This window comes from Trinickia symbiotica (assembly GCF_002934455.1).
Classification (GTDB): domain Bacteria; phylum Pseudomonadota; class Gammaproteobacteria; order Burkholderiales; family Burkholderiaceae; genus Trinickia; species Trinickia symbiotica.
In genome coordinates this window covers 1-16,176 of the sequence record NZ_PTIR01000019.1, presented here as the reverse complement: position 1 = coordinate 16,176, position 16,176 = coordinate 1, and the positions used below count along the sequence as shown (strand labels likewise).

At 61.8% G+C, this 16,176-nt stretch carries 14 protein-coding genes and 2 pseudogenes; 3 read left to right on the top strand and 13 right to left on the bottom strand.

Annotated features, from left to right (window positions below; all coding sequences use genetic code 11):
- Positions 1–25 precede the first annotated feature (25 nt).
- The 3 genes from B0G57_RS23300 to B0G57_RS23290 all read right to left on the bottom strand — a co-directional run bounded on the left by B0G57_RS23300 (position 26) and on the right by B0G57_RS23290 (position 1,798).
- Positions 26–358 (bottom strand): DUF4148 domain-containing protein, encoded by a 333-nt coding sequence (locus B0G57_RS23300; protein ID WP_051090081.1) that lies wholly within the window; start codon positions 356–358, stop codon positions 26–28.
- 228 nt (positions 359–586) lie between these two features.
- A complete protein-coding gene (locus B0G57_RS23295) occupies positions 587–871 on the bottom strand; it encodes a DUF3331 domain-containing protein (RefSeq protein ID WP_035469080.1) in 285 nt (94 codons plus the stop codon).
- 306 nt (positions 872–1,177) lie between these two features.
- Positions 1,178–1,798 carry a LysE family translocator gene (locus B0G57_RS23290; protein ID WP_018442203.1) on the bottom strand — a complete coding sequence of 207 codons (621 nt, stop codon included), beginning with the start codon at positions 1,796–1,798 and terminating at the stop codon, positions 1,178–1,180.
- Between the two features lie 410 nt (positions 1,799–2,208).
- Between B0G57_RS23290 and B0G57_RS23285 the strand changes: the two genes are divergently transcribed.
- Positions 2,209–4,419 carry a glycoside hydrolase family 3 C-terminal domain-containing protein gene (locus B0G57_RS23285; protein WP_018442202.1) on the top strand — a complete coding sequence of 737 codons (2,211 nt, stop codon included), beginning with the start codon at positions 2,209–2,211 and terminating at the stop codon, positions 4,417–4,419.
- Positions 4,420–4,609: 190 nt separating this feature from the next.
- Here B0G57_RS23285 and B0G57_RS23280 read toward each other — a convergent pair whose 3' ends face one another.
- Complete coding sequence (locus B0G57_RS23280; protein WP_018442201.1) at positions 4,610–6,097, bottom strand: DHA2 family efflux MFS transporter permease subunit; 1,488 nt, start codon at positions 6,095–6,097, stop codon at positions 4,610–4,612.
- Between the two features lie 222 nt (positions 6,098–6,319).
- Between B0G57_RS23280 and B0G57_RS23275 the strand changes: the two genes are divergently transcribed.
- A complete protein-coding gene (locus tag B0G57_RS23275) occupies positions 6,320–6,769 on the top strand; it encodes a MarR family winged helix-turn-helix transcriptional regulator (protein ID WP_018442200.1) in 450 nt (149 codons plus the stop codon).
- A gap of 370 nt (positions 6,770–7,139) precedes the next feature.
- Here B0G57_RS23275 and nadC read toward each other — a convergent pair whose 3' ends face one another.
- The 4 genes and pseudogenes from nadC to B0G57_RS23255 form a co-directional block, all read right to left on the bottom strand.
- On the bottom strand, positions 7,140–7,979 hold the full coding sequence (nadC, locus tag B0G57_RS23270; RefSeq protein WP_035469078.1) for a carboxylating nicotinate-nucleotide diphosphorylase: 840 nt from the start codon (positions 7,977–7,979) through the stop codon (positions 7,140–7,142).
- Between the two features lie 118 nt (positions 7,980–8,097).
- A complete protein-coding gene (locus tag B0G57_RS23265) occupies positions 8,098–8,688 on the bottom strand; it encodes a MarR family winged helix-turn-helix transcriptional regulator (RefSeq protein ID WP_026229954.1) in 591 nt (196 codons plus the stop codon).
- A 62-nt stretch (positions 8,689–8,750) separates the two neighbouring features.
- Positions 8,751–8,889: pseudogene (locus tag B0G57_RS23260) on the bottom strand (MFS transporter); the annotation flags it as partial.
- 210 nt (positions 8,890–9,099) lie between these two features.
- Positions 9,100–9,399, bottom strand: coding sequence for a 2Fe-2S iron-sulfur cluster-binding protein (locus B0G57_RS23255; RefSeq protein ID WP_026229953.1), 300 nt, complete (start codon positions 9,397–9,399; stop codon positions 9,100–9,102).
- Positions 9,400–9,699: 300 nt separating this feature from the next.
- Between B0G57_RS23255 and B0G57_RS23250 the strand changes: the two genes are divergently transcribed.
- Positions 9,700–9,990, top strand: coding sequence for a DUF1488 family protein (locus B0G57_RS23250; RefSeq protein ID WP_026229952.1), 291 nt, complete (start codon positions 9,700–9,702; stop codon positions 9,988–9,990).
- A 106-nt stretch (positions 9,991–10,096) separates the two neighbouring features.
- Here B0G57_RS23250 and B0G57_RS23245 read toward each other — a convergent pair whose 3' ends face one another.
- From B0G57_RS23245 to B0G57_RS23225, 5 genes and pseudogenes are all read right to left on the bottom strand, one after another.
- A complete protein-coding gene (locus tag B0G57_RS23245) occupies positions 10,097–11,425 on the bottom strand; it encodes an NCS2 family permease (protein WP_018442195.1) in 1,329 nt (442 codons plus the stop codon).
- A 180-nt stretch (positions 11,426–11,605) separates the two neighbouring features.
- Entirely contained in the window at positions 11,606–12,361 is a 756-nt protein-coding gene (locus B0G57_RS23240; protein ID WP_018442194.1) for a slipin family protein, read from the bottom strand.
- On the bottom strand, positions 12,358–13,824 hold the full coding sequence (locus B0G57_RS23235; protein WP_020566365.1) for an NfeD family protein: 1,467 nt from the start codon (positions 13,822–13,824) through the stop codon (positions 12,358–12,360). Before B0G57_RS23235 ends, B0G57_RS23240 begins: the two co-directional genes overlap by 4 nt.
- A 127-nt stretch (positions 13,825–13,951) precedes the next feature.
- Positions 13,952–14,890 (bottom strand): cation diffusion facilitator family transporter, encoded by a 939-nt coding sequence (locus B0G57_RS23230; protein WP_018442192.1) that lies wholly within the window; start codon positions 14,888–14,890, stop codon positions 13,952–13,954.
- An 82-nt stretch (positions 14,891–14,972) separates the two neighbouring features.
- Positions 14,973–15,855 (bottom strand): annotated as a pseudogene (locus tag B0G57_RS23225) (glutaminase).
- Positions 15,856–16,176 lie beyond the last annotated feature (321 nt).

The following is a 16,176-nucleotide window of genomic DNA, read 5'->3' as shown; positions in this document are numbered from 1 at the left end:
CTCGAGGGAAGTGTTCGGCTACGTGCTACTGACCGCCCAACGGTTGCGGCCACTCTGCCGCGGGCCTGGCCGGTCTTTCTGTCGGCAGCGGCATAGCTTGATTGCCCGACTGCGTTGCACTGGGCGCCGCGCCGCCGATTCCGGTATTGGTCTGCGCCGCGCGACTCTCGGCGGCCTGAATGTCGTTCGGATATCGCGGGTCTTCACCCACCGCGGGGTTGTAACCCGCTTGCTCCAGACGTTGCAGGTCGTCGCGTACTTGTGCACGCGTGACGGGTTGGTTCGACTGCTGCGCAAATGTGACGACAGGTGCGAGAAGCGCTGCGCAAATGATGCCGGTTCGAATAGCGAAATTCATGATCATGCCTCCAGGTCGCTGATGCGACTGCTCACGGCGATGAGCAGCGGTTGCGGTGACAAAAGGATAGTGCAGCAACCTTAAGGCCCAATTACGATCCGGCGGATTCGATTTGGATCGTTTTACCGGACGTTACGACGGTAGAAAGACGTCGGTTTCCGTCAACCGATCGAAAGCACGAACGACGAACGAAGGAGGTCGGGTGACCCAATCGATGGAACGGTGCGCTTACTTCTTCTGCAATCCCTCGAAGGCCTCGACGGAAATCATGGCTGCCGCGTTGGCCGGCGCCGGACGCTCAGCGGGCCGGAACACCGCATCTCCACGTCGAATCGCTCGACGTGAAACGATGCAGGTTCCCGAAGCATTGGCCGAGCGACGGCGCCAGCGCTGCTCACCGTAATGGCAGCGGCCCGGTTCTACCCAGCGAATGACGAGCGTGTTTTCAGACTGTTCGAGAATCTGGATCTGGACGCGACTAAGATCGGGAGCGGGGGATTTTTTGGTCCTCATTTCTGTTCCTTGAAACGAGCCCCCTTAATGTATTCGCCCGAAGCGGTAAGAACCATCGCCATATCACGAGAAACACAATTTTGGATTTCGCAACAATGGCGTCTGGAGCAGGCCGATTTGTCGGATTGTTCGCAATCGTTGCCCAATTCCGACGCATTTCGCCGTAATTGTCTGGTCCAACATTGCCAGCGGCGTTGTCATGTAGGGCTTATTCGGCTTGACGGCGTTGTCGGTATCGGTCAGCGACAAGTAGTCCCCATTCGTTAAAACAGTTTTGCGGACACGCCCGACCGCTGGCCGCGGCCGTTACAGCGATTGCAAGCCATGCTTGAGCGTGGGCAGGATCGACGCCACCAACAACGCCGCCATTGTCCAGTTGAAAGCGCGCAAAACCGCTGAACTCGACAACAGTCGCCGGACTGCGACGCCAAACGCGGCCCAGACGGAGACGCTCGGCAAATTCACGATCGCAAAGGCAACCGCCAGCGAGACTGCATTGATGAGCAGATCGTCGTTGAGCCGAAACGCCGTCACGCCCGTCAGCGCCATCATCCAGGCCTTGGGGTTCACCCATTGAAACGCTGCCGCCTGAAGGAACGTCATCGGCCGCTGGTTGGCGTTCGAGACCGACAATGAGCGCGACGTCGCAATCTTCCACGCGAGATAAAGCAGGTAGGCGACGCTTGCCGCCTCGAGCGCGGCGTAAAGACCAGGCACGCGCTCAAACAGCTGGCCCAGCCCGAGCCCGATCGCCACCATCATCACCGTGCAGCCGAAAGTGATTCCGGCCATATGCGGCAATGTCCTGCGAAAGCCGAAGTTGACGCCGGACGCCAACAGCATCGTGTTGTTCGGGCCGGGGGTGATCGACATCACGAGCGCGAATGTCATTGCTGCGGGCAGTGCGGCATAAACAGTGGGAGACATTGGCGGCTCGTCTTTGTCGATGATCGGATGACCGCAGTCTATCCGTTGGACCGGTACGGTACCGATACGGTGGTTCGCATAAATATCGGTACGGTCGGGCCGCTTGGATGGCAAACCGTCTGGGACCCGCGCCAGGCATGGCGCTTGCGGCCGGGCGCCGCATTTTGCGTGTCTTTCGGTTCGGTGCGGGTAAACACTGATCATGTAGCTGGATTACTTGCATAAGATAGGACGATATGAAATTTGGCTACATCGCTCGAGTCGTCGGCTGATCGTCGAGGCCTCGCCAGCGAAGTTGCAATTCCCTGCATCAAGGTTGCCGGTGCCTGCCTGGCGTCCGAGGCGGTCAATCCGTTGCCAGCGAAATCCGGTGCTGTCCGTAAATCAGATCAACGCACATGGAGAGACACATGCAGGTCAATCGTTGGCCAATAGCGTTGCTGTTGGCGGCTGTCTGCGCTAGCGCCCATGCGGGCGACAGCGACAATTCAGGACTTCCCTTTCCGCATTCGCCGGCATCGCCCGGTGCAGATTTCGCCGCCCACCGGCGCGCGGAGAAACTGCTCGAGCAGATGACGCTCGACGAAAAGCTGCAGATGATTCATTCGGAGTACGAAATGAGTCAGGTGCCGGGCGGCGGGGCGGGTTACATCCAGGGCGTCCCGCGCCTTGGCATTCCGAGCCTCGACATGGTGGATTCGGCAACGGGCTCTGGCAGCACCACGCAGCCGAGCACGACCTTCCCGGCCACGATCGCGTTGGCGGCAAGCTGGGACCGTCCGCTCGCTTATCAGTTCGGTGCCGTGATCGCAGAGGAGTTGCGCGCACAAGGATTCGCGATGGGGCTCGGCGGCGGCACCAATCTCGCGCGCGAGCCGCGCGGCGGCCGACTCTTCGAATACCTCGGCGAGGACCCGGTGCTGGCCGGCGAGATCTTGACGGCGCGGACGTTCGGCACGCAAGACCACAAAGTCATTGCGACGATCAAGCACTACGTCGGCAACGAGCAGGAAACAGGGCGCATGGGCGGAAATAGCCAAATCGACGAGCGCACGCTGCGAGAGCTCTATCTGCTGCCGTTCGAGATGGCGGCGAGAGTGGCGCGCCCCGGCAGCGTCATGTGCAGCTACAACCGTGTCAACGGAACGTACTCATGCGAGAACTCGCACGTGCTCAGCGACATCCTCAAGCGCGACTGGGGCTTTCAGGGGCAGGTGCAGTCCGATTGGGGCGCGACGCATAGCACGGCAAACGCCATCAACGCGGGCCTTGACGAGGAAGAGGATGTCGGTCCAACCGTCTATCTGACACCAGCCCTCGTCAAAGACGCGCTTGCGAGCCACGCCGTTTCGCAGGAACGGCTCGACGATATGGTGCGGCGCAAGCTGTACGTGATGATCCGCACGGGCGTGCTCGACGATCCGCCTGCCGGCGGTACGCCGATCGACTTTTCGAAGGCCAATGCATTTGCGCAGGCTGCCGAGGAGCAATCGATCGTTCTGCTGAAGAACGACAACGGGCAATTGCCGCTCGCCGCGTCGGGGCTCACGCGCATTGCGGTTATTGGCGGCCATGCCGATGCCGCGGTGCTCACGGGCGGAGGCTCGGGTAACACGCGCGACCCGGTGACAGGCTCCTTCGCCGGATGCGGCGGCTTGACGTTCGGTTCGTCGACAGGCTGCAATTGGTGGACGAACCCGTGGCTCAAGCTCGACGTGCCGATCGTGAACGCCATCCAAGCCTTGGCACCGGCGACCCAGGTAAGCTTTGCGGGCAACAGCGATCAACAGTCGCCGTTCAGGGCGTACACGCCGCAGGAGATCGCTCAGGCGGCGGCGCTGGCGGGCCAGTCCGACGTCGCGATCGTCGTCGTGGCGCAGCCGGCGGGCGAGGATTTCGGAGACTTGTCGAGCCTCGGTCTTGCCAATCCGACGAATCAGGATCAGTTGGTCGAAGCCGTCGCGAGCGCCAATCCGCATACGATCGTGATCGTCGAAAGCGGAAATCCCGTGTTGATGCCGTGGAAGGATCAGGTCTCCGCGATCGTCGAGGCATGGTATCCGGGCGAGGGCGGCGGGCGTGCGATCGCGAACGTGCTGTTCGGGAAGGTCAATCCCTCGGGCAAGTTGCCGGTCACGTTCCCAGCGCATGACCAAGATACGCCGACCTGGGGCGTCGACGGTACGTTCGCGACCGATCCCGTCTACTACGAAAAGCTCGACATGGGGTACCGCTGGTATGACGCGAAGAACATCGCGCCGCTATTCGAGTTCGGTCATGGCCTTTCGTACACGCACTTCAGCTACTCGAATCTTTCGGTCAGATCCGGGCTGGGGCACACCTTGACGGCAAGTTTCACCGTCAAGAACGATGGCCGTGTCGCCGGCGCGGAAGTGCCGCAGGTCTATCTCGGTGTCGATTACAGCGGTGAACCGCCGAAGCGGCTAGTCGGTTGGCAGAAGGTTTATCTACGACCGGGTGAAGCAAGAGAGGTTCGAGTCACGATTCCGGAGCGGATGCAGAGTGTTTGGGATACGGCGAGCAACGGATGGAAGTACGTGCCCGGCAGCGCGGTTTATGTGGGCGCCTCGTCGCGAGATATCCGCCTGCAGAGCCGATAAACGATCGATAAGCGGCAGCGACTGACATCGCGCGATTGGCAAGCGCCGTCTACTGCGCCGGCGCTCGCCATTGGAGCGCAGCCATTTCGCCTTCGGCAAAGACCAGCGCGAGTGGTAGCTCAAACGGTGGGCGTGGCGGTCACGGCGACGGTGGAGGCCGAGGCGGTGGTCACCACGAAACGCAGCCCGATCAATCGATCGCCGCATGCGCGCCGACATCCGTCGAATACGCACCGGGCTTGCGAATCAGAATCAGCAGCGGGATGACGAGGAGCGTGGCGACGAACATCAGCTTGAAGTCGTCGAGGTACGCGATCATTGCAGCCTGCTGAGTGATTCCGCGGTCGAGCATGGCAATGTCCATTCTCGAGCCGGATGCGAGCAGCGGCTGTACGGCGGGGTTGAAGGCGGTGATGTTCGCCGCGAGATCGGCATGCGACACCTGCGTATAACGCGTCATCAGTGTCTGCACAATGGAAATGCCGATACTGCTGCCGATGTTGCGCATCAGGCTATAGGTGGCTGTGCCGTCTGCGCGAAGCTCGGCCGTCAGCGTCGAGAAGGTCAGCGTGCTGAGCGGCACGAACACAAGGCCGAGCCCGAATCCTTGCACGACGCCGGGCCAAACGATGTCCGACTCCGAGAGCACAATGGTGTAGTGCATCATTTGCCACAACGCGAACGCCGAGATCAGCATGCCCGCGAGCAACATCAGCCTCGAATCGATTCGCTTGAGCAACTTCCCGGCAATCAGCATGGCGATCATCGTGCCCGCGCCGCTAGGGGCGGTAACGAGCCCGGCTGCGGCGACCGGATAGCTCATCAGGTTCTGCAGCATCGGCGGAACCAGAGCACGGGTCGCATACAAGACAGCGCCGACGATAAAAATGAAGAACGTGCCGACCGCGAAGTTCGGATCGCGCAGCAGTTCGCGCTTGAAGAATGAGACCTTGCCCGCCGTTGCGGTATGCGCGATAAAAAACGCAAAGCTGATGGAGGCGATCAATGCCTCCGCGACGATTTCCTTCGATCCAAACCAGTCAAGTTGTTCACCGCGATCGAGCATCGCCTGTAGGGCGCCGATGGCGAGGGCAAGGGTGGCGAAGCCGAAAGCGTCGAACCTGACTCCGCGCCGCGGCGCTCTCGCGGGCAAGAACGCCGCGACGCCGGCGAGCGCCATGATACCGATCGGCAAGTTGATGAAGAAGACCCAGCGCCACGAATAGCTGTCGGTCAGCCAACCGCCGAGCGTTGGGCCGAGAATGGGGCCCACCATCACGCCCATTCCCCAGATCGCCATAGCCTGCCCTTGTTTTTCGCGCGGATTGATGTCGAGCAGGATCGATTGCGAAAGCGGCACTAGCGCCGCCCCGAAGACGCCCTGCAGCAGTCGCGAACAGACGATTTGCGCGAGCGTCTCGGACAAGCCGCAACACGCCGAGGCGATCGTGAAGCCGGCGACCGAAATCGTCAGGAGTCGTTTCACGCTCAGGCGGTCTGATAGCCAGCCGGTGAGCGGCGTGGCGATCGCAGCGGCGACTATGTACGAAGTCAAGACCCACGTGATCTCGTCCTGCGAGGCCGAGAGGCTCCCCTGCATATGAGGCAGCGCGACGTTGGCGATCGTGCTGTCGAGCGTCTGCATGAGCGTCGCCAGCATGATCGAGACCGTCAGCATGGGCCGATTCAGCGGGCGGGCCGCTTCAGTTGCGGAGGACGTCTGTATCAATGAACTCTCCTGTTGGACTCGCTGCGCCTGTAGGGGCTCCGCGGGCGCCTCCGTGTCCGCCACTGGCGGCGACGATCCAATTCATAAGCATGCTTATTATATCCGGGCTCATCGACGGGCGGAACAGCACCGTGGGCGAGCCAGTTCGACCCGCTCCCCTATAATCCGCGCATGGACAAAAGCTACGAAAGCCGGCTGGGCTTCCTGGTGACCGACGCCGGGCGTCTATGCGGGCGCCTTTATGACAAACGCGCGAAGCGGCTTGGGCTTACGCGCGCGCAGAGCCGCGTGTTGGCCTATCTGTCTTGGAAGGGCGAAATGAATCAGGCGCGCCTCGCCGAACTACTCGAGATCACGCCGATTTCATTGACTCGATTGCTCGACCGAATGGAAAGTTACGGGTGGATCGAGCGCGCGGCGAGCGATGGCGATCGGCGTGCGTTCACGATTCGACTCACGCGTAAAGCGCGGAGCATCTTTCCGCGCGTCCTCGAGGTCGGCGACGAAGTTGCCGAGGAAGGATTCAAAGGCATGTCGCCCGCTGAGAGAGACACCTTGATCCGGCTGTTGCAGCAGGTGCGGAGGAATTTCGTCGAAAGCATCGGCGAAGGTGTGGAATAGGCAGCTCGCGGCTCGACATGGGCGCATGCACAAGTCATTCTTGTCGACGGCGGATTGCCGATTCGGAAGTTCCGAAGCGTCGTGCATGATTTAACCGCTCGATTCGCGGCGCTTGCTCATCTCGCACCACTAAAATCAAATCTGTCTCGCCCCGACCAGGAGCCGCTCGCCTGGACTCTGCACGACGTCAGATGCGGGCAAAGATCGCAATCGCCGCGATGCCTTGACCACCGCCGATGCACATCGTCACCAGCGCATACCGCCCGAGTCCCGCGCGGATGTGCTGCTCTGACCGGCATCGGTCTGCGTGTGCAAAAGCCCTCGGTTAATCGAGGGCTCCTCTGTACATATACGGTCCCGAACGTACCGCTTATCGAGCCTCGAATCGAAGCGAAAAATCGACTGCCTTCACGTGCTTCGTTAGGCCCCCAACGGAAATGCGATCGACGCCGGTCTTGGCGATCTCGAGCAGCGTCTCGAGGGTCACGCCGCCGGAAACTTCCAGCTCGGCGCGGCTCTGGTTGATGCTAACTGCATCGCGCATCTGCTCAAGAGAAAAGTTGTCGAGCAGAATCGCAGTGGCACCTGCGGCCAGTGCTTCTCGCAATTCATCCAGAGTTTCGACCTCGACCTGTATCGGCACATTGGCGCCAAGTGCCCGTGCAGCGTCGATCGTCAATGCAATGCCGCCGCCTGATGCGATATGGTTTTCCTTGACCAGGATGCCATCGTAGAGTCCACGGCGGTGGTTCTCGCCGCCACCGATACGAACCGCGTACTTCTGCGCGAGCCGAAGCCCAGGCAGCGTCTTGCGAGTGTCGAGAATCCGCGCGCCGGTGCCTTCAACAATGCGCACCATCGCTTGCGTCGCGGTGGCCACACCTGAGAGCAACTGAAGAAAATTGAGCGCGGTGCGCTCCGCAGTGAGCATGCCGCGCGCGGCGCCAGCTATCCGACATACGCGTTGTCCCGCATTCATCCGGCCGCCTTCGTCCACTAGCCATTCGATCCGGATCTCAGGATCCAACTGGCGGAACGTTTCGTCGAACCAGGGCCGGCCGCATAGCAGGGCCGGCTCACGCACGATGAGCGTGGCTTCAGCTTGCATCGCAGGATCAATCAGTTGGGCAGTCCAGTCGGCGTGGCCGACGTCTTCGCCGAGTGCGTCGCAAACGTTGCGCATCATTGCCGCGCGGGTCGTTGAATCCATGTTTGGAAATGGCAATGGGGGGAGGGGCGCACGTCTGCCTGACGCGCGAGGAGCCGCCATTTTATTAGAGATTTAGTGAAATGGCGACTGTCACCCGACCGAATGATCATCCCGGCCATCAACCGTGCTCGTAGTGCTCCCCACGCGCTGCAATCAAATTGCCCATCTCTCGAGTCGACGGAATCCGGCGTGCAGGGTCGTTCGAATCGGCTTCATCGCGCGCCATATTTTCGATGATCGCGAGCAAGACCTTGCGCGCGATAGCGATCTCAGTGCTCTTTACACCTTTGACACTGACCTCATTGACCTCCTCGGCAAGCGGGACAAGTTTCTTCTTAAGCGCTCGGCCGCGGGGCGTTAGATACACATGCGTGTTCTTGCGATTGTCAGGGGCATATCGGCGCTCTACATAGCCGAGCTTTTCCATGGCTGTAACGGCAGCGAATGTCGTCGGCGTGGTAGTGCCGGCTTCGTCGCTGAGTTCCTTTTGCGTCAGCCCATCCGTTTCCCAAAGAATGCGCAGGAACGCCCAGTGGCCGAACGAGACCTTGTGCTGGGCTAAGCGCATCTGTAGACCACGAACCATCGCGCGGGCAGCATCCTTGATCAGGTGGGCGAGCCGGTCGTCAGGCACTGCATCCCTCCAGTGCCGTAGGATCGGGTCGACGCGGGGAGATTCCGATTTGCTCGAGGAGCGTGCTGCTGCCATATCATCTCCACTGTTTTTGGAAGAACAGTGGTAATCATAACCGTTCACTGAGCGATCACTGCGATGACGGGCGTGAAGAACGCGCCTACCTGTCCGAGGCTGCGGATTACGCCAATGCCGCCCGCTGCTGCGCTGCCCTTCAGGTAGGTCAGGAAGGATGGTCCAGATGATGGCCGCTGCCGTGAAATAGCTGATCGATACTCGAGCCGCAGCTCGGAACTGCGTGCGATCAACAGTCTCAATTTGTGTTCGTATGGGCTTATTCTGCCAAACGCATGCGTACGCCAACGGCCATAGCCGGTCTGTGCACATTCGCGGACTACTCAGCTGCTCCGATTGGACTGGCCCTCTGTTTCCTGCGGTTCACGTCATGCGCAGCAATTCCGGACAAGTTTTGGAACACCGATTTGGTCAAGCGATCTCGGCATCTCGAACCACTAACAGGAGATCAGTCTCGGCGACCGCCACGCAAGGGAGGACAAGGCCCTCAGCCTTTTCTTCTTTCGTCAGCCCCGGCCATTCGATGCGGTACAAAACCCGGCCGCTGACCAAACGGCACAGACAGGTGCGACAGGTGCCATTACGGCATGACCTCGGCAAGCGAATCCCCGCAAACCCGGCAGCCTCGAGCAGCGACAAGTCGGCCGGCGCTTCGAACGTGCGGCCGTGTGGTTCGACGCGGACCAGCGGTGTGCGAGGCGGCGTTGGCATGAGGCGGATGCGGCATCGCCGCGGCTAATGAATGTTGTGGCACTGCAGCATACCCGAAACGCAATGGCAATCGATGATTTGCTCGCGTCACCGGATTTTCCGCCCTGCATTCCCTGATTTGGCCAGCCAAATCGGACGTTGGCAGCCAGGCTTGCGTAAAACTTGCGTGTTGGCGCAAACGTCCTAAAGTGAATGCAACCGGCGGTGGGGCTAACGCGCTTTTCCGCCGTTCAGGCCGCGCTTTTTCAAGAGGGCGGCAATTTACCGGGCGCGGCACTCGTCAAGGCAAGGGCGAATCCGATGCAGATCACATTCCCGAAAGAGATCCCCGAGTATTCGGGGCGAGAGTTGACTCTGGCGTTTCCGGCGCTCGTCGATGGCGAGCGCGTGGAGTGCACGATCACCGCGGAAGCGCTCGAAGATCATTTCGGCGCCGCTTCGCCGCGTTTCGAGGACATGCTCGGCGCTTTCGACGCGCATCGTCCGCGTATCGAGGCAGCGGCGCGGCGGTTGTTGTCCGAGACGAACGCGCAGTGCGCGGTGCTTCGGAGCGGCTACGTCAGGTTCTATGTGGCGAACGCGCGCGTTTAGAAAGACACGCTGCGTTGCCAGAACTCATCGCTCCGTCCCACGGACGCACCGTTGCAGTCCCGCGGGGAGCGCAACGGGCTGTGCAGCGGCGCTCGCACCCGGCCGTTCACTCCGACCCAAGGTAGAAGAAGCGGAAAAGGAAGATCGCCGCGATGATCCAGACGATCGTCTTCACCTCGCGCGCCCGGCCGGTCAGCAGTTTCAACCCTGCATAAGTGATGAATCCGAAGGCGACGCCGTTTGCGATCGAGTAGGTGAACGGCATCAGGAGCGCGGTCAGCGCGGCGGGGACGGCTTCGGTCGCATCGTCCCACGGCAGCGCGGCGAGCTCGCGCAGCATCAGGCAGGAAACATAGAGCAGCGCGGGCGCCGTGGCATAGCTCGGTACGACGCCAGCCAACGGCGCGATAAAAAGACAAGCGAGAAAGAGGATGGCGACAGTGATCGCCGTCACGCCGGTGCGGCCGCCGGCCTGCACCCCGGAGGCGCTTTCGATATAGGCCGTCGTCGATGACGTGCCGAGCATCGAGCCTGCTACGATCGCAGTACTATCGGCAAGCAGCGCCTTGTTGAGGCGATCCATCTTCCCTTCGACGAGCAGCCCCGCGCGATTGGCCACGCCCATCAGCGTACCGGTCGCATCGAACAATTCCACGAGGAAGAAGACGAGAACGACGTTCAGAATGCCGGTGGACAGCGCGCCCCGAATGTCCAGATGAAAGAGCGTCGCGTCAATCGACGGCGGCGGCGACACTACCCCGTGAAACTGATTGCCGCCGAAGAAGAACGAGAGCACCGTCACGCCGAGAATCCCAATCAGGATGGCGCCGCGCACTTTGAGGAAATCGAGCGTCACGATCGCGAAGAAGCCGATCGTCGCGAGGATGACCTCCGGCTTGTGCAAGTCGCCGAGCGTGACGAGCGTGGCCGGGTTGCCGACGACGATGCCTGCCGACTTCAGCGAAATGATCGCAAGGAAAAGGCCGATGCCGGCAGTAATCGAAATCCGTATCGAGTGCGGGATGCCGTTGACGATCATCTCTCGCACGCGAAAAAGCGTGACGCAGAGAAAGAGACACCCGGAGATGAAAACCGCGCCGAGCGCGGCTTGCCAAGTGAATCCCATGCCCTTCACGACGGTATAGGCGAAATAGGCGTTGAGGCCCATTCCCGGCGCGCACGCGATCGGATAGTTCGCGTAGAGGCCCATGATCAGTGTCGCAAGCGCGGAGACGAGACAGGTCGCGACGAACACGGAATCTTTGGGCATGCCGGCGTCGCCGAGAATCGCCGGGTTCACGAAGATGATGTAAGCCATCGTCAGAAACGTGGTTACACCGGCAAGCACCTCGGTGCGCAGATTGGTGCCCGCTTCGTCGAGGCCGAAGTAACGCTTCGCTGCTTCGAGCGGGGAAAAGGCTTTCACTTGTTCCATGAGCGGTATGTCTCCTGATCCTGATGGCCGTTCGATCTTGCGCAAGAAACGTCGAGTCCGGTTGTGCCGTACTGTACACAGCCGTCGCGCGGAAACCAGCCGCCGACTGTAATAGCGACTATTTGGACGGCACTACGCTGCGCGCATCGCCCGTGCCGTGAAACCACCGCGGCACGGGCGTCAGCCGCGGTTCAGCACGGCGGTGAGGATATCGACAGGGAGCGGGAAAACGATAGTGGAGTTCTTATCGGCGGCGATTGTAGTGAGCGTTTGCAGATAACGCAATTGCATTGCCTGCGGCTCGCGTGCGAGCGTCTGGGCCGCTTCGAGCAACTTCTGCGAAGCTTGCAGTTCGCCGTCGGCGTGGATGATCTTGGCCCGCCGCTCGCGCTCTGCCTCGGCTTGGCGCGCGATCGCGCGGATCATCGACTCGTTGATGTCGACGTGCTTGATTTCGACGTTCGAGACCTTGATGCCCCAGGCATCCGTTTGCATGTCGAGCGCCTTCTGGATGTCCGCATTGAGCATTTCGCGCTCGGCGAGCAACGTATCGAGCTCGTGTTTGCCGAGCACGGCGCGCAGCGTGGTCTGCGAAAGCTGGCTCGTCGCCTCGAAGAACCGTGCGACCTGGATCACGGCTTTCTCCGGATCGACGACGCGGAAGTAGACCACCGCATTGACCTTGACCGATACGTTGTCGCGCGTGATGACGTCCTGTGGCGGCACGTCGAAGACGACCGTGCGCAGATCGATGCGGACCACCTGCTGAATGATGGGCGCGATCAGGACGAGCCCTGGCCCCTTGACCTTCCAAAAGCGTCCGAGTGTGAACACGACGCCGCGCTCGTATTCGCGAAAGATGCGAATGGCCGAGGCGATGACGATGATCGCCAGCAGGATCAAAAGACTGCTGAAGCCGAACGTGAAGCCGATCATGACGTTTCTCCTTCTTTTGGATCGACGATGGGGGCCACGGTCAGCGTCAGGCCGGAGCGGCCGATCACGCGTACGCGGCTTCCGGCGGGAAGCGCGGCCGAGGCGCGGACGCGCCAGCGCTCGCCGCGCACGTGCGCCCAACCCGTCGCCTCGGCGCCGAGCCCGCCATCCGCGCTCGCAAGACCATCGTCGATGATCTCGCCGAGGCAGCCGACCATGGCTTCCGAGCCCGTGACGACCGGGCGTCGCCGTGCCCTGAGCGCAAAGCTCGAGACAATGAAGACGAAAAGGCCAGTCGCCACGGTTAGCGCGGCGATGACGGGGAGCGGGACGCCATAGCCTGGGACATCGGTGTTCACGAGCATCATCGCACCTGCCGCAAACGCGACGATACCGCCGAACCCCAGCGTGCCGAACGTTGGCAGGAAAGCTTCAGCGATCAGGAACGCAATGCCGAGGAAGATCAACGCGAGGCCGGTGTAGCTGATCGGCAGCAACTGCAGGGCGAAGAGGCCGATCAGCAGCGCAATGGCGCCTGCGACGCCGGGCAGGACGAAGCCCGGATTCATGAACTCGAAAAAGAGACCGTACATACCGATCGTGAGGAGGATCAGCGCGACGTTCGGGTCCGTAATGACGGAGAGCAGATGACTGCGCCAGTCGGGTACGAGGGTGACGGTGCGCGCATTGGCCGTCGCGAGCCGGTGGCTGCCCGTCGAGGTTTCGATCGTGCGGCCGTCGAGCTGCCGGAGCAGGTCGGGTACGTCGCGCGCGCTCATGTCCACGACATGCTGCTCGACGGCTTCGCGCGCCGGCAGGCTCACCGCTTCGCGAACGGCGTGCTCGGCCCATTCGACATTGCGTCCGCGCATCTGCGCGAGACCTCGTATGTAGGCGACGGCGTCGCTGATGCGCTTGCGCGCTTCCGTCGATTGCGTATCGACGGCGGCTGGGGCGGAGGCGGATTTGTCGCTGCTGGCGTTCTTCCCCGTATCGGCGGGCGGCGTGCCGGGACTGCCGCCGACGCCGAGCTCGATCGGTGTCGCCGCGCCGAGATTCGTGCCTGGCGCCATTGCGGCGATGTGGCTGGCGTAGATGATGTAGGTTCCGGCGCTCGCCGCGCGTGCGCCGCTCGGCGCGATGAAGGTGGCCACGGGCACCGGAGAGGCAAGAATCGCCTTGATGATCTGACGCATCGACGTGTCGAGACCGCCGGGCGTGTCGAGTTCGATGACGGCGAGCTGCGCGTCGTCGTGCGCGGCGCGCTCCAGGCCACGCGAAATGAAATCGGCGCTGGCCGGGCCGATTGCACCGGCGACGGGGATGACGACGACTTCGAGGGAGGCGGCCGATGCGCCCATGCCCGCGAGGAGCAAAGCTAACGCAGCCGCCGCGCGGACGAGCCACGCCAGCACCCCTGGCGCGTGGCGCCGATTGTGCACTGCAACCTCGGTTGACATCATGCACGGCAATAGGCGGGTTTCCATCGTTCTGAGCAGACGCTGCGAGCGCGTCGCCGCCGGCGGCAACGGGCCGCTTTGTCGCTTAAAGCTTAGGACGATTCGGGCGTGAGAGGAAATCGGCGGGGAGTCACGACGGCCCGAGTCGCCCTTCGCCGGATGCTGCCGCGGCGACCTGCCGAGCTTCGATATAGATTCGCTTGATGTTCGGAAAGCGCGATTGAATGCTGCTTTCGATGCGCTCGATTGCTACCGCAATCTCTTTCCCTGACGTGCCCGGCTTGAAGCTGACGTCGAGTGTCAGCAAGATGTCGTCTGGCCCAAAGTACATCGTCAGTGGTTGTGCGGCCGACGCTACCGCATGGTCTTCCTGGACCAGCTTCCGGATGGCACGCGCAATTTCGAGCTCGACGCCTTCGCCTAGCAGCAGGCTTCGGGTTTCGTACATGAGCAGGCCGGCCACGGCGGCCAGAACAAGGCCGATCGCGATCGACGCTGCGCCGTCGAGCGCCGGCATATCGAATCGATGGCTGGCGTAGACGCCGATCGCTGCCAGCAGCAATCCGAGAAGGTCGGCGCTGTCTTCGGCGAGGACCGTTATGGTGCTCGGGTCCTTGCTCGAGTGCAATGCCTGCCAGAACGGCTTGCTGCCTTTTTCCTCGAGCGTGGCACGCAAGGCAATCGTGAAGCTCGCGCCTTCGAATATTGCGGCGCAGCCAAGCACGATGTAGTTCCACATCGCATCTTCCAACGGGGCGGGGTGCAACATGTGCAGCAGTCCCTGATACGCCGATATGCCGCCCCCGACGCCGAAGATCATAACGGCGACGATCAAACTCCAGAAGTAGACCTCCTTGCCGTACCCGAACGGGTGCTCGGCGTCCGGCGGTCGCCGGCTGCGTTTCATTCCCAGGAGGAGCAAAAGGCCGTCGCCTGCGTCGACCACCGAATGGATTGCCTCTGACAGCATGGCTGAACTGCCGGTAATGCCGGCTACGACGAACTTCGTCGTCGCGACGGCAACATTGCCGGCCATTCCGCCGTAGACCACGATGATCGATTCGGCCATCTTTGGCTATCTGCGTCGAATGATTCGACAGGCTTGCTTTCGCTTTCACATGGGTCGCATCGTGCGTGCCATGCGGCGACGATTAGAAAATCGACTGCCTGGTGAGTGTGGTCAACCATTCAAGGGACAAGGTGCCGGCGAGCGAGTTGCCGTTCGCATCGAGCCCCGGCGACCAGACGCAAACGGCCATTTCGCGCGGCAGCACGGCGACGATGCCGCCGCCTACGCCGCTTTTCGCCGGCAGGCCGACGCGATAGACAAAATCGCCCGCCGCGTCGTAGGTGCCGCAGGTCAGCAACAGCGCGGAGAGCCGTTTCGCCGAACTGGGATCGACGATACGCTCGCCGGTGGCCGGCGCGAGCGAGCTCGATGCAATTCATCTCGATCGCGCATTCACGGCAATACGCATCGACGACAGCGTCGGGCGGCATGTTCAGATTGCCGAAGCTGGCGATGAAGTGAGCCATCGCCCGGTTGCGCTCCGCGTGGCGAAGTTCCGATTCCGCGACGCGCGCGTCGTAGTCGATATCGGATACGCCGGATAGCCGGCGCACGAACTGGACGAGCGCGGTTTCCGCGCGCACGAAACGGCGACAAAGGACGTCCGTAACGACTAGCGCTCCAGCGTTGATGAAAGGATTGCGCGGTACCCCCCGCTCGGTCTCGAGCTGAACGAGCGAATTGAATGCTGTACCGGATGGCTCGCGTCCGACGCGTTGCCAAAGCGCGTCGCCGAGTAGTTGGAACGCCAGCGTGCAAGCGAACAGCTTCGAGATGCTCTGGATCGAGAATCTTTGCTGGGCGTCGCCGACACTGAACACTTCGCCATCGAGCGTGACGACGGCCATGCCGAAGCGCTCGCCCGGAATTTTCGCGAGCTCGGGAATGTAGTTGGCAACGCGGCCCGCGTTGCGCCACGGTTCGATGTCGCGGTAGATCTGCTCGAGGATCGGTTGATAGTTCACGGCGAGTCTGTCTGGTTGATTGCGTTTCGCTGACCGCGATTTTCCGGCGGGTGCGACGGACCCGTATGGAACCGGCAAGCGGCACCGACGTCAAGCGCCGTGGCATTCGGATTGCGGCCTGGGACGCGGTGGGGCGCGGCGGGGTGCGGAGACCGGTTCGTTGCGATTGTTCGTGCACGGTTGTTGGCGCGGTCGTTCGCGATGCATTTTCCCCTTGCGGCGCTTCGCGAAGCGGCCTAGAATCACGCCCTTTCGCGCGGTCGGCGACGGCGGCGCGAGAGCGGGAAGTGGGAGGGCGAGCGGCGCGCATCGTGCAGTCAA